Source organism: Sporosarcina thermotolerans (assembly GCF_030067815.1).
GTDB classification, from domain to species: Bacteria; Bacillota; Bacilli; order Bacillales_A; family Planococcaceae; genus Sporosarcina; species Sporosarcina thermotolerans.
The window spans coordinates 1,882,354-1,896,978 of the sequence record NZ_CP125968.1; the positions used below are offsets into that span (position 1 = coordinate 1,882,354).

At 39.5% G+C, this 14,625-nt stretch carries 7 protein-coding genes and 3 pseudogenes; 8 read left to right on the top strand and 2 right to left on the bottom strand.

Annotation, left to right across the window (positions count from 1 at the left end; translation table 11 throughout):
• Positions 1-12: 12 nt before the first annotated feature.
• A pseudogene (locus tag QNH10_RS10800) lies at positions 13-1,502 on the top strand (UDP-N-acetylmuramoyl-L-alanyl-D-glutamate--2,6-diaminopimelate ligase).
• A 136-nt stretch (positions 1,503-1,638) separates the two neighbouring features.
• Positions 1,639-3,212 (top strand): annotated as a pseudogene (locus tag QNH10_RS10805) (peptide chain release factor 3).
• A 369-nt stretch (positions 3,213-3,581) separates the two neighbouring features.
• On the opposite strand, the gene QNH10_RS10810 reads toward QNH10_RS10805, so the two are convergent.
• Positions 3,582-4,559, bottom strand: coding sequence for a nuclease-related domain-containing protein (locus QNH10_RS10810; protein WP_283731571.1), 978 nt, complete (start codon positions 4,557-4,559; stop codon positions 3,582-3,584).
• A 562-nt stretch (positions 4,560-5,121) separates the two neighbouring features.
• Here QNH10_RS10810 and QNH10_RS10815 point away from each other — a divergent pair.
• The 3 genes and pseudogenes from QNH10_RS10815 (at position 5,122) to QNH10_RS10825 (ending at position 10,681) form a co-directional block, all read left to right on the top strand.
• Positions 5,122-8,280: an efflux RND transporter permease subunit gene (locus QNH10_RS10815; RefSeq protein ID WP_283731572.1), complete on the top strand. Its 3,159-nt coding sequence runs from the start codon at positions 5,122-5,124 to the stop codon at positions 8,278-8,280.
• A 181-nt stretch (positions 8,281-8,461) separates the two neighbouring features.
• Complete coding sequence (locus QNH10_RS10820) at positions 8,462-9,208, top strand: TerC family protein (RefSeq protein WP_283731573.1); 747 nt, start codon at positions 8,462-8,464, stop codon at positions 9,206-9,208.
• A gap of 124 nt (positions 9,209-9,332) precedes the next feature.
• A pseudogene (locus QNH10_RS10825) lies at positions 9,333-10,681 on the top strand (TrkH family potassium uptake protein).
• A 48-nt stretch (positions 10,682-10,729) separates the two neighbouring features.
• On the opposite strand, the gene QNH10_RS10830 reads toward QNH10_RS10825, so the two are convergent.
• Positions 10,730-12,481: a B12-binding domain-containing radical SAM protein gene (locus QNH10_RS10830; protein ID WP_283731574.1), complete on the bottom strand. Its 1,752-nt coding sequence runs from the start codon at positions 12,479-12,481 to the stop codon at positions 10,730-10,732.
• Between the two features lie 187 nt (positions 12,482-12,668).
• Here QNH10_RS10830 and QNH10_RS10835 point away from each other — a divergent pair, with 187 nt between their 5' ends.
• From QNH10_RS10835 to QNH10_RS10845, 3 genes are all read left to right on the top strand, one after another.
• Positions 12,669-13,823: a PAS domain-containing sensor histidine kinase gene (locus QNH10_RS10835; RefSeq protein ID WP_283731575.1), complete on the top strand. Its 1,155-nt coding sequence runs from the start codon at positions 12,669-12,671 to the stop codon at positions 13,821-13,823.
• A 50-nt stretch (positions 13,824-13,873) separates the two neighbouring features.
• Positions 13,874-14,098, top strand: a complete 225-nt coding sequence (locus QNH10_RS10840; RefSeq protein ID WP_283731576.1) for an ATP-binding protein — start codon at positions 13,874-13,876, stop codon at positions 14,096-14,098.
• Between the two features lie 83 nt (positions 14,099-14,181).
• A complete protein-coding gene (locus tag QNH10_RS10845) occupies positions 14,182-14,622 on the top strand; it encodes a MarR family winged helix-turn-helix transcriptional regulator (protein WP_283731577.1) in 441 nt (146 codons plus the stop codon).
• The last annotated feature ends 3 nt before the right edge of the window (positions 14,623-14,625 follow it).

Below are 14,625 nucleotides of genomic sequence, written 5' to 3' on the forward strand. Positions count from 1 at the left end.
TGGAGGCAGGTCATGGAAAGCGAATATTTATTCTCAAGCTTACCGATAAAGAAAGTGGAAGGGAATTTACCTGAAATTGTTACAGATCTTGCTGTGGATTCCCGTACTGTGAATGCTGGCGGCGTTTTTGTTTGTATTGAAGGTTTTACAGTGGATGGACATGCTTATGTGCAAAAAGCAATCGACCAAGGGGCGCGAGTTATTGTTGCGTCACGTGAAATCGAAGTGGATTTGGACAAGCAAGCAGTCGTCTATGTTGAAGATACCACAAGGGCAGTCGCCTTACTCGCACCGAGATTCTTTAATTATCCTTCCAAACAGATGACGATGATCGGTGTTACCGGTACAAACGGAAAAACAAGTGTCAGCAATATGCTGCACTCCATATTAAGTCATGTCGGCGAAAAGTCAGCTGTTACTGGAACGATTGGATTTAACTTGGATGGAGTGTTATATGAAACAGAAAACACTACAGCTGATGTATTGACGACCCAGCAGATGATCAATCAGGCGGCAAATGCAGCTTGCACAACAATGACGATGGAAGTTTCTTCACATGGCCTTATGGAAGGAAGATTGGCTGGTACGGAGTTCGATATTGCCGTGTTTACGAATTTATCACATGACCATTTGGACTTCCATAAGACTATGGAAAACTACGGCTACGCAAAAGGTCTATTATTTGCTCAGCTTGGACAAGATTTAAGTCAATCGAAATTTGGAATAGTGAATGTTGATGATCCTTGGGGTGGGCGAATGATGGAAATGACACCTTACCCTATTTTGACGTATGCAGTTCATAAAAATGCAGATTTTATGGCGAAAGACATTAAGTTAACTGTGGAAGGCACAACATTTACATTAGTGTCACCCGTGGGAGAGTTTGAAGCTTCCATGTCCCTAATTGGAGAGTTTAATGTCTATAACGCGCTTGCCGTCATTGCTGCGCTATTTGCAAAAGGGCTTGAAATGGAAGAAATTTTAGACGGGCTTGCTGTTATTCCGGCAGCGAAAGGTCGAATGGAAAAAGTGGAAACCGATATGCCATTGACGATTTATATCGATTATGCCCATTCTCCAGATGCAATAGAAAAGGCGATTCAAGCTGTTCTTCCATATAAAGATGCTGATAGCAAATTAATCTTTGTTATCGGGACAGGGGAAATAGAGACAGACAGAAACGTCCAATCATGGCGGAGAAGGCTTCGATTTCGGATTATGTTATTTTAACGACTGATGATCCTCGTGATGAGCCATTTGAATCCATCCTTGCCGAATTGGAAGCAGGTATGAAACATGAACGCTATGCGTGCATAGGGGATCGGGAAGAAGCTGTCCGCCATGCTGTTTCAGTTGCTGATCCAGGAGACATCATTATTTTTGCAGGAAAAGGTCATGAAGATTTTCAAATTGTAGGCAGGGAAAAACTGCCGCATTCAGATGCAACAATCGCATTGGATGAGGCGAAGAAAAAGTTTGGCGAAGGTATTTTGGACAATTGAGTATGACGAAAAAGCTGTCTCTGGGGCAGCTTTTTCTATTTTACATATAATGTTCTATTGACAAAGAAAAAAATGTTGAAATTGGCTCGTAATCTGTCTATGCTTATAAAAGCAGAAAAGAAGGAGTTCGTTTAAAATGCAAAGACCTATAAATGAAGAAATCGCATCCCGACGCACATTCGCAATCATTTCCCACCCAGATGCTGGGAAAACGACTATGACTGAAAAACTGCTTTATTTCGGTGGGGCAATTCGGGACGCAGGTACTGTAAAAGGTAAAAAGACTGGTAAGTATGCAACGTCCGACTGGATGGAAATTGAAAAGCAACGTGGAATTTCAGTTACATCATCGGTTTTGCAATTTGACTATGATGAGAAGCGCGTCAATATTTTGGATACACCGGGACATGAGGACTTCAGTGAAGATACGTACCGTACACTAATGGCTGTAGATGCCGCTGTCATGATGGTCGATTCAGCAAAGGGAATTGAACCTCAAACAATCAAGTTGTTCAAAGTTTGTCGAATGAGAGGCATTCCTATTTTCACGTTCATGAACAAGATGGACCGCCAAGGGAAAGAACCGCTTGAATTAATGGAAGAACTTGAGGAAGTTCTTGAAATTCAATCTTATGCCATGAACTATCCGATCGGTATGGGGAAAGAGTTTATCGGCGTATACGATCGATTCAATAATAGGATTGAACAAGCGCGTGTTGAAGGCGACAGTCATTACCTACCTTTGAATGAAGAAGGGGAGCTTGCAGTCGAGCACCCGATGACAGAAACGTCCTATTATAAACAGGCTATTGAAGATGTAATGCTATTGAATGAGGCTGGAAATAAATTTGATATTGAGCGTGTATCGAAAGGTGAGTTGACACCGGTATTTTTCGGTAGTGCATTGACTAATTTCGGTGTACAAACATTTTTGGAGACGTTTCTTCAATTTGCTCCACCGCCACAACCTCGTCAGACGAAGGAGGATCAGCAGGTCGACCCGCAATCTGAAGATTTTTCAGGATTTATCTTTAAAATTCAAGCGAATATGAATCCGGCTCACCGCGATAGAATTGCATTCGTTCGTATTGTATCTGGTGCCTTCGAAAGAGGAATGTCGGTTACTGTACCAAGGATTTCAAAGTCCTTTAAATTATCCCAGACAACACAATTCCTTGCGGATGATCGTGAAACTGTAAACGAAGCGGTTGCGGGGATATAATTGGTCTTTACGACACAGGGAACTATCAGATTGGCGATACAGTAGTTGGGGGCAAGTTGAATTTCCAATTCGAAGCATTGCCGCAGTTTACTCCCGAGCTATTCGTACGAGTCACGGCAAAAAACGTTATGAAATCAAAGCACTTCCATAAAGGGATTCTTCAACTGGTCCAGGAGGGTGCCATTCAATACTATAAAACACTTCATACAGAAGAAGTTATCCTCGGCGCTGTCGGTCAACTTCAATTCGAAGTGTTCGAGCACCGTATGAAAAACGAGTATAATGTTGAAGTCAATATGGAGCATGTCGGTTCAAAAGTCGCTCGTTGGATTGAAAATGAAAGTGATGTTAAAGAGTCAATGACAGGTCAACGCTCCATGCTTGTAAAAGACCGTTATGACAATCTTGTCTTCCTATTCGAAAATGAATTCGCGCTCCGCTGGTTCGGAGATAAATATCCTGATATTAAGCTATATAACTTATTATAAGAACAACTGGAACCGGAAGGACTTACGTTTAAAAGTCCTCCCGGTTTTTTGTCGATGGCGGGCGAGAAAACGAGCAGTTGTGAAGAAGAACGAGCGGATTCAGATATAAACGAGCGGTACCACGTAAGAACGAGCGATTCCAGGAATAAACGAGCGGTTCCACGAAAGAACGAGCGGATTTAGGAATAAACGAGCGGTTTCACGAAAGAACGAGCGATTAACAAATAAAACAAGTGCCTATTGATATAAACAAGCACTGGTTGAAAAGATAGTAATATTAATTTGTAAAATGCATTTAGCGCGATATAGCAGATCAAAACACTAACCAAGTTTCCGCGGTTCAGCAATACGTCCATATGGTGCAAGGTTCTACGATAAAGGTAATTTAGTCTCGGGACGCAAGACAATATTGTATCTTGAACCTCTTCCGTTTCCAGTCAGTTCCGCCGACGATGTGGCCAGTAACCTTTTAGCTGTATGTCTGTCATTCAAGCGTGTGAAATAGCGGAATTCCTTGTTTGTGATATTTTCCCTTATTAACATTGACCAATCAAATAAAGCATTTTGGTGTTCCTTTTTCCCTGTGTGACCGCAGCTTGTACATCTCCATTTTTGATATTCCCACTTCATGGAAAGGCTACTGCAAATGGGGCAGAAAACACCTGTTTTTATATCGCTAAGATGGATATTATATTTATTTATTAAAGGAAACGGGTGGAATTCTTTGTGGTTTTTAACCATCTTTTGTGCTAATGAGTGGATTTTCGGTTTGTCAAGAATGCTTTGAGTAACCGATAATGTTCTAAGATGTGCGGCAACTTCGTAGGTAAACATGATGTCCATATTAGGGGGTTCCTCGATTATTAGTTCATTGTTATAAGCGAATGCAATTAATCCTTTTATTGGAATGTTGATTTTACGCTTTTTTAACCAACTATTCAGATGGAACATTTTTCTTTCCACTTCAACAATTGGATTTTTCAATGGCAGTCTTTTTCCGGTGGGATATTCCTTGATAAACTGTAAAGGGTTAGATTTAACAACGATCTTCTCCGCAATGTTCTTGACCTCCGAAATTACGATAAACGCTGGAGTAATCAATATGGAATCCATTTGGAAGAAAGTATTATCGTCGCAAAGTGTGACGTAATGCAATATAGCATGTGGAAAGTCGGGTTTGAATTCCGTTAAATACTTATCATATTGACTTTCACCCCCGAATCCGGCTTGTAAGTTGTACAATCTCTCTTCAATTCTTGTTCTTCTCTCATCTCCTTTCCCCATTCGTTTTAGCAATGCGATTAGTCCGTCAATTTCCATTGTCTTTGTTCTATTTTTTACTAACACATCATCACCTCCACTTCATTGTATCCAAACTTGTCGAATTTTGGAATAGTCTGATTGAAATTGTCGAAAGTATTAAAAAATACGGCGGTATGTTTGATACAAAATGGTTAACGTCACGCGGTAAACCCTTTTTACTAAACATCTAAAATATCGCGCCAAGTGCCTTTGTCAAAATAAAAACGTACTTCGTTGTATGATGAACGAGCGGATTCTGGAATACGAGCGGTTCCAGGAATAAACGAGCGGTTCCACGAAAGAACGAGCGGATCCAGGAATAAACGAGCGGTTCCACGAAAGAACGAGCGGATTTAGGAATAAACGAGCGGTTACACGAAAGAACGAGCGGTTCCAGGAATAAACAGCGGTTCCACGAAAGAACGAGCGATTCCAGGAATAAACGAGCGGTTCCACGATAGAACGAGCGGATTCAGATATAAACGAGTACCTGCGCAGGGAAACGGTTGTATTTGGCGAAATATATATTGTAGTCCGCATTTGATGTTGGTTGTGAATTTCAATATGATGGATAGAGAGAGTTTTGTAAATGAAAGGAATTTTGCGAATGAAGATCAGTAATTTTTCCATACGAAGACCGGTTTTTACAATTGTTACGATGTTACTTGTCATCATTTTAGGGACAGTTTCCTTTTTCAAGATTCCTGTCACGTTAATACCAGAGTTAAATCCGCCTGTTGCAGTCGTCGTTACAAATTATCCGGGTGCTTCATCGACTGAGGTGAGTGAGAAATTAACGAAGCCACTTGAGGCGAGTCTATCCACTTCTCCTGGATTGAAATCAATGCAATCTTCATCACAGGAAGGTGCAAATTTCATTTTATTAATGTTCGATTGGTCTACAAAAATTGATGATGTTCAGTTGGATATTATGCAAAGGATTGACCAAGTTCCAGTACCGGAAGGAGCAAAAGCCCCAAGATTCATGAAGTTTGACCCTGCTCAATTTCCGGTCATTCAGTTGTCGCTTAGAACGAATGCTGAAGGGGCTGACATAAGGGAACTATCAGAACGTCTCGAGACGGAATTGCGCAGGACGAATGGCGTTGCCAGTGTAACCGTTTCAGGTAAATTGGTAGAAGAAGTCCAGGTAATATTAGATCAGAGTAAATTGGAAAGCAACGGAATGGTTCAATCGGATATTGTTCAGGCGATTCAGGCGAATAATGTATCCATGCCGGGTGAACCAATTGAAACGCAAGATGGAAAACAGCTGACTACAAGAATAATCAGTTCACTAACTTCTGTTACTGATATACAAAATATTACGGTCGGTACACACCCTTTGACTGGGAAGAAAGTAAAGATTTCTGAGGTTGGGAAAGTGGCATTACTTGAGGCGCCGGTATCTTCTGAAACAAGAGCGAATGATCAAAAGGCCGTGCTTATGTCGGTGCTTCAGGAATCAGGAGCTAATACAGCAACAGTATCTACCGCCTTTAAGAATGCATTGGATAAGTTGCTAAAACAAGATGAATTCAAGGATATTAAGGCTGATATTTTATTCGATCAAGGCGACTATGTGAAGCTTGCGATCGGTAATATCGGACAATCATTAATACTTGGTGGATTATTCGCGATGCTTGTCTTGTTCTTTTTCCTCAGGGGTATAAAGAGCCCGATTATTATCGGTGTAGCTATTCCATATTCAGTCATTGTTACATTTGTACTCATGTTTTTTGCGAATTTCTCACTGAATATAATGACTTTGGGAGCATTGGCGCTTGGTATAGGAATGTTGGTCGATAATGCGATTGTTGTGATCGAAAATATCGAACGGCATCTTGCAATGGGGAAAGACCGTGTAGATGCTGCGAGAGATGGTGCCAAGGAAATCAGTGGTGCAATAACAGCCTCAACATTAACAACACTTGCTGTTTTTGTTCCTGTGATCTTTATTAGTGGACTGATTGGACAGATTTTCACAGAATTCGCATTGACGATATCCTTTAGCCTATTTGCCTCGCTTGTAGTTGCTTTGACAGTTGTGCCGATGATGGCAAGCCGAATGCTGAATAAACCAAAGGGGAATATTGATGCAAGAAGGCGTCGTTCCAAGGCATTCAATAATTTTGAGCGATCAGTAAAATGGTCATTGAAGCATCGCGCATTTATTTTAATCATGACAGGTATCTTGCTTGTAGGAAGCGGCTTCGGATTATTCAAAGTCGGTACGGAATTCCTTCCGCCAACAGATGAAGGATTCTTCAGTATTTCCGTTAAGCTTCCAAATGGGTCCTCACTAACAGCAACAAATGAAGTCGTTAAAAGAATTGAGGATAAATTAAAGGAAGAAGAAGAAATAGAAGTTTATGTAAGTCTTGTAGGTGGAACACAGCAAAGCATGGCGCAAGGCAGCTCTAAAACAAACACTGCGGAAATGTATGTCAAATTAGTTCCCTTATCAGACCGGGGACGTTCGGTTTTCGAGTTCATAGATGATGTACAACCGGAAGTGCTTGAACTGGTAGGTGATGATGCCCGTGTAAGCTTTGACATGCAAACAGCAGCGGGTTCTAATCCAAATACATTATCATTTTCATTGAAAGACACGGATGAAGCGAGGTTGAAAAACGCAGTTGAGAAGGTTAATAATGAATTGCGTAAACTGGATTCAGTACTTAAGGTTACAAATAATCTTCAGGATACAATTGAGGAGATTCATATAGATGTGAATCGGGAGAAAGCCTCCGACCTTGGATTGGTTCCATACCAAATCGCTCAAACTGTAAACACAATAACAAGGGGTACTTTTGCATCGCAAATAGTTGATGAAAATGAAAAAGTAATCTCGGTTATCGTCAGGTATGATGAAAAATATCGAGACAGTATAGAGGCTTTAAATAAAATCAAATTAAGGACTCAAATGGGTAATTTTGTAGCACTAAAGGATGTTGCCACAATTTCAATTGCAGAAGGTCCTGTTTCAATCCGAAGGGTCGATCAAGCCCATTCGGTTACCTTTAATGTTAAGTATGTGTCATCCTTATCGATGGGTGATATGACTACGAAAGTAGAGGAAATGATCAATGGAATCGATATATCCGAAGAAACGGAAATGTCATATGGCGGCGACAGGGAGTTATTCGATAATGCCATTGATGATATGCTATTAGCCATCGCTCTTGCTGTCGTATTAGTTTACATCGTAATGGCTGCACAGTTTGAATCCTTTAAATATCCTTTCGTTATCATGTTCTCCGTGCCGTTGATGGTGATTGGCGTGGCGGCTGGATTATTGATAACATCGACACCAATAAGTGTTACAGCCATTATCGGTATACTTGTGCTTGTTGGTATCGTAGTAAACAATGGGATTGTCCTTGTCGATTATATAAATCAAAGGAAGGAAGCAGGGATGACTTCTTATGATGCAATCATCGCTTCTGTAAGGGATCGGGTCCGGCCTATTTTGATGACCGCATTAACTACTATTTTAGGTCTACTGCCTTTGGCGTTAGGCATAGGCGAAGGTACGGAAATGAATCAGCCGATGGGAATTGCGGTTATAGGTGGTCTGATCAGCTCAACGTTCTTAACGTTGTATATCGTTCCAATCATCTATAGCTTGTTTGATCAGCAGACAAGAAAACGTGCCATTGGGGAAAACGGTAAAAGAACCTACCTTTTTTCTATCAATAAAAATTGTATTAAAGAATTAATGATGGTACAATTAAGCATAAGAATTCACTCAACAACATATTAGTTCTTTGACAGTTGTCAAAGGGGAGTAGCTATAGGGCAACCTATTTCATAGTCGTCAATACGTGGCAAGTGCCATCGGTTATGATAGCAGGATTATTCACGTCTGAATTTCTGACTTAGCGAGACCTTTGCCTTTTATTAGGTGAGGGTTTTTTTATTTGGTTTATTAAGGAGGAAATTAGTTGGAAGCAATATTATTGGAATACGCATGGGTACTTGTAGTATTGATAGCACTTGAAGGATTGTTGGCTGCAGATAATGCAGTTGTTATGGCTGTAATGGTAAAACATTTGCCAAAGGTACAACAGAAGAAGGCATTGTTTTACGGGCTTTTAGGAGCATTTGTCTTCCGTTTTGCAGCTTTGTTCATGATTACGTTCTTGGTGAATATTTGGCAAATACAGGCACTTGGCGCAGCTTATCTTTTATTCATATCCATCAAAAGCTTATTGGATAAAGGAAAAGGAGACCATGACGATTTAAAAAAACCACGCAAAAAATCCGGTTTTTGGATGACTGTGTTAAAGGTAGAGCTTGCTGATATCGCTTTCGCCCTCGATTCAATGCTTGCTGCGGTTGCATTGGCTGTTACCTTGCCAGAGCTTGGAGATTTTCATATCGGTGGAATAAACGGCGGCCAATTCACTGTCATGCTTCTTGGTGGAATTATCGGTCTTGTTATCATCCGTTTTGCAGCAAGACAGTTCGTTGTATTGCTTGAAAAATATCCATCCCTTGAAACAGCTGCATTCTTAATCGTCGGCTGGGTAGGTGTTAAATTAGTCGTTCTGACATTGGCACATCCGAACTTGCAAATTATCGATGAGGCATTCCCACATTCGACATTGTGGAAATTGATCTTCTGGATTGTACTTGCATCAATCGCAATTGGTGGTTGGATTACTGCAGTGGCGAAAAAGAAAAAATAATTGAATGGGGAAGGTTGGACATGATAAATGTGTCCAGCCTTCTTTTTTGTTGTTTCCTTTCTTTTTACAGAGAAATTCTCTAAAATGGAAAGATGATTCCTTCATACAGAAAGGTATTGATGGCATGAAACTAACAAGGGAAAATTTGCATAGGTTTACACCTGCACAAATAATTGTCTTTTATTACTTTTTGGCAATTGGCTTTTCATTCCTTTTGTTGAATCTTCCTGGCGTTTATTTGCCGGGAGTGAAGGTTAGCTTCATTGATAGCCTGTTTACTGCGGTAAGTGCCGTTAGCGTAACCGGATTGACGCCAATAAGCATTGGTGGGACTTACTCCATCTTTGGCCTCTGCATGCTTATGCTCGTCCTTCAACTTGGTGGAATCGGGATTATGTCAATAGGTACGTTCTTCTGGCTTCTTGTAAAGAAAAAGATAGGGCTGCGTGAGCGCCAATTGATAATGGTGGATCATAATCAATATTCCTTGGCGGGAGTAGTACAGCTGATTCAACAGATTGTCGTAATCATCTTCTTGATAGAGGCAATTGGTGGAATCATTTTGACATTGTATATTATGAAGTTTTATGACAGCTTTAGCGAGGCGCTTTTAAATGGAATGTTCATGGCGGTATCAGCTACAACAAATGCGGGATTCGACATTACAGGCTCTTCGATGCATCCATACTTCGGTGATTATTTTATACAGACCGTAATTATGATCCTTATTGTATTAGGTGCTATCGGCTTCCCGGTGCTTATTGAAGTAAAGGCATTTTTTTCAAAAAAGGCACCGAATTTCAGGTTTTCCCTATTTACGAAGATTACAACAGTCACATTCGCTTTTCTACTTGTTTGGGGTGCAGTTCTCATTTTTGTGTTGGAATCATTTCATTCTTTCAAAGGTCTTGCGTGGCATGAAAGGATATTTGCGTCATTATTCCATTCAGTTTCTGCAAGATCAGCCGGTCTAACAACTTACGATATTACCCAGTTCAGCGATGCGACAGATATATTCATATCCTCTCTAATGTTCATTGGTGCTTCACCAAGTTCGGTGGAGGGGGAATTCGGACAACTACTTTTGCGATAGCGCTTTTATTCCTTATCAATTTCGCACAAGGCAATAATGTCATCAATATATTTAAACGTGAGATCAAGTTAATCGATGTCTACCGTTCCTATGCGGTAATTTTATTAGCCGCAATGATGGTTATGACAGCATTGCTTATCTTGCTTATTACCGAGCCGGGCGTACCTGTTGTTGCATTGTTATTTGAGATAACATCGGCTTTCGGTACGTGCGGAATGTCACTCGGAATTACATCCGATCTGTCGATTATAGGGAAATCAATCATTATGGTACTGATGTTCATTGGTCGTGTAGGGTTGATTTCATTCCTTTACACATTAGGTGGTAAGACAAATAAAAGACCGTATTCATATCCGAAGGAACGCGTTATTATTGGATGAAAAAAAGCATCTTTTCGATTCGTTAGAATCGGAAAGATGCTTTTTGATTTAAGCATTCATTAATTTTTTTGCAAGAAAATGGAACTGGGGTTCTTGCCCGCGGCAGAAGAATGTAACGAGATAGCCATCTTCTTTGATAAACTCATTTTCATTTGTCTCATTCGGTCTAATAGCAACCGGTGTGATGAAGGTATGTTTACGGATATTTCTTTCGGTTAGCTTGGTAGGGGTTACTGTCCTCTCAAGCAGCTCAGCATCATTCAAAATCAATCGTTCAATACCAGTCAATGTATCAGCGTCAAAATCATCTTTCCACCAAATATGGCGCGGCTGGAATGTGTGGTGTGCAAGGTAGTCAATTTTCATTAGGCTCTGGACGATTTCCATATCCGCTTTTCCAAATTCCAATAGGAACGACTCGAGTCGTGTATACAAATCCTGTAGTTGATGGCCAATTCTTGACCATCCGCTCAATTCCCAAAAAGTACCGAATTCCTGGAAGAAGTCGAATGGTGTTTCAAACACTTCAGAAACAAGATATTCAATTGTTCTTGGCATACGATTATCATTCCAATATTTTTCAAGCACGTCTTCTGTTTGTTTAATACGAAGAATTTCATCAAATGTCAAAACGTTATTCGAAAGGATTTCATATGGTGCCTCATCGATATACGTATAGCCGTATTGTTCCGCTTGAATACGCAACCCAGTTCCTCTTAAAAGCTTAAGGAAACCTAATTGTAATTCTTCAGGACGCATAGCAAAAACATCGTTAAACGTTTTTCTGAATGAATCATAATCCTCTTCAGGTAAACCTGCGATTAAGTCCAGATGCTGTGCAATTTTCCCGCCCTCTTTAACCATTGTGACAGTTCGTGAGAGCTTTTCGAAATTCTGTCTCCTTTTAACAAGTTCATTCGTTAAATCATTTGTCGATTGGATGCCGATTTCAAATCGGAATAGTCCTTTCGGAGCGTTTTCGTTTAGGAAATTAATAACTTCAGGTCGCATAATGTCTCCGGTTATTTCAAATTGGAAGACAGTCCCTGGCAAATATTCATCAATTAAAAATCGGAACATTTCCATTGCGTAGCTACGGCTTATATTAAATGTTCGATCGACGAATTTAATCGTTTTGGCACCGTTTTTCATCAAGTACCGGATGTCGTCTTTAACCGTTTCTCGATTGAAATAGCGAACCCCTACTTCGATTGAGGATAAGCAAAATTGGCAGGAAAATGGACAGCCTCTGCTTGTCTCAATATACGTGACACGACTGCTAAGATGAGGGACATCCTCAGGGAATCTGAATGGGGAAGGGATCTCTCTTAAGTCGAGTTTTGGACCAGGTGCTGTGATTTTTAACTTGTCATCTATGTTGTAAGCGATCCCTTGTACTTCTGAAAGTTGAATTTTCCCCGCGTGATAGTCTAACAGCTGTTTAAAAGTTCGCTCACCTTCACCAATAGCAATGAAATCAATCTCTGGGACTTTTTCAAGCCATTTATCGTAGTCATACGTTACTTCAGGACCGCCCGCGACAATGACTAGTTCAGGATTTGTTTTCTTTAGTATCCGAATTACTTTAATAGATTCCTCGATATTCCAAATATACAAACTAAATCCAACAATTTTCGGTTTTTTCTGATGAATATCTGCTACAATGTTTAAAATAGGATCTTTTATCGTATATTCCGATAAAATCGGTTCATAATCGGGCATTACGTATGATTTCAAATACCTGATCGCAAGATTCGTGTGAATATATTTTGCGTTTAAAGTTGTAAGGACTATATTCATTTTATTTCTCCTTTTATATGTTACTAATTTCATATTTTTGTTCATTGAAATGGGTCTATATATACTATATAATTTATATTGACAATATGAAATAATCTGAATTAAGATGTTTTAATAAATTTTATGTAACGAATGAAATCTTGTCGTTTCTCATACTGTATTGGTAAAAGGCGCGGGAGGTATCAAATTGAACAGTGTTGATAAGATAAGAAAAAGTGTGTCGTTTTTATTGGACGATAGTTTTCGTCCGGGTGTAATCGTGCAATTAAATGGAGATATTTATTACGAAAATGAGCAATTTAAAGTGCACTTTGCGGCTAAAACTCGACAGAATATCGATGAAATCATTGACTCATCATCGATACATTCTTGGACAAGTTTTACGGAACGGTCTGCAAACTCACCCCATATTCTAATGGAAATGATACAGATGAATGTCTTATTTAATGAAAAGCATAAGATTGACGTACAGTTATTTTATCTGCCCGATATAAATAAAATCATTGCATTATTTGATATCCTTGAACCGCAAAAGATTCCCTCACTTAAAACGTACTTGAATGCATTCAAACAATCCGGTTCCTTTATGCTTTTAGTTGACCGAAAAGGGATTATTCGGGATGTTAATGAAATGCATACAATGTTTATTAACCAAACAAGTGAAGAATTGATCGGTGAACATATTTCTAAGGTTTTTTCATTGATTGATCCAGAAAATGCTCAGCAACTTCCCGATTACTTTGAACTCGCCGAGAAACAAGGTTGTGTCACGACGATTATAAAGTATCAAAAATCGACGGAGGATACACGATTTTATCATATTGTCTCGTATTATGACAAGGAAACGAAAATGTTTATCGTCCATATGTCGGATGCAACTGAAAAAGAAAACTTACAAGTTCAATTAGCTCATTCAGGTTCGCTTTCAGCTGTTGGCCAGATAGCAGCAAGTATTGCCCATGAACTTAGAAATCCAATTACGACATTAAAAGGATTTACGCAGTTACTAAAGGCGTCCGCTTCAGATGATTCAGTCCGATACATTTCTGTTATCGAGGATGAGATTGAAAGAATGGAATCAATTTTAGGTGAAATGCTTGTACTTTCGAAACCATCCAGAAAAAAGAAAATAGCTTTCTCTTTAGATCTGTTAATTGCCGATATGGTTGCGGTCATAAAACCTAAAGCGAATATGGAAGGTATTGAAGTTATCGAAAAAGTCGAATTGAACAATGTTCCTTTAATTTACGGTGATCCCGATAAGATTAAACAAGTGCTATTAAATTTGTATAAGAATGCGTTAGAGGCCATGAAAGAAGGGGAATATTATCCACCCTTTTAGCCGAAGACGATGGAAGATTAAGCCTAATTGTTTCCGATACAGGTAAAGGAATGACAGATCATCAAGTGAGTCAAGTATTCATGCCGTTTTTCAGTTCGAAACCTGGGGGAACTGGTTTAGGTCTTCCTTTTGTCCTTAAAACAGTGGAAGATCACGGCGGTACGATCAAAGTGGAAAGCCGAGTGGACGTTGGCACACAATTCATATTGAGTTTTCCATTGATGAGCGACAGTAAACCGATTCCTTTGGAAAAAATACAATCCATTATATTATAACCTATTCATTTTGACACCTACCAAATATATTGGCTATAATAGTTACAAGTCTTTGACAGGAATACAAAAGGTGGATCCGATAAATGGGAAATGATACTGAAATCGCATTGAAGTTATTTATAGTGCTTTCGAGGGCAAGCAAGGTAGTCTCGGAAGAAGCAAATAAAATAATCGAATCATATGAATTGAACCCTACTGAATTTGCAGTGTTGGAGCTATTACATCATAAAGGTAGGCAGCCGATACAAAAGATTGGGCAAAAGATATTGCTCAGAAGTGGGTCAATGACATATGTCGTGGATAAGCTTGAAAAGAAGGGGTTATTGGAAAGGGTTTTTTGCCAAGAGGATAAAAGGGTCACATATATGTCCATCACACCAGCTGGTAAAGAATTGATTGAAAGAATATTTCCGTCCCATGAAGAAAAAATTCAAGATTTGATGTCCGTTCTTTCTAAGGAAGAGCAAGAGACAGCAATCGAACTTCTAAAAAAATTAGGATTATCCATTAAGAACTTATCATAAAAA

Bases quoted from the DNA above. Each gene is read 5' to 3' on its own strand.
- QNH10_RS10840 (WP_283731576.1), top strand. From the start codon at position 13,874: ATGACAGATCATCAAGTGAGTCAAGTATTCATGCCGTTTTTCAGTTCG.
- QNH10_RS10845 (WP_283731577.1), top strand. From the start codon at position 14,182: ATGGGAAATGATACTGAAATCGCATTGAAGTTATTTATAGTGCTTTCG.
- QNH10_RS10815 (WP_283731572.1), top strand. From the start codon at position 5,122: ATGAAGATCAGTAATTTTTCCATACGAAGACCGGTTTTTACAATTGTT.
- QNH10_RS10830 (WP_283731574.1), bottom strand. From the start codon at position 12,481: ATGAATATAGTCCTTACAACTTTAAACGCAAAATATATTCACACGAAT.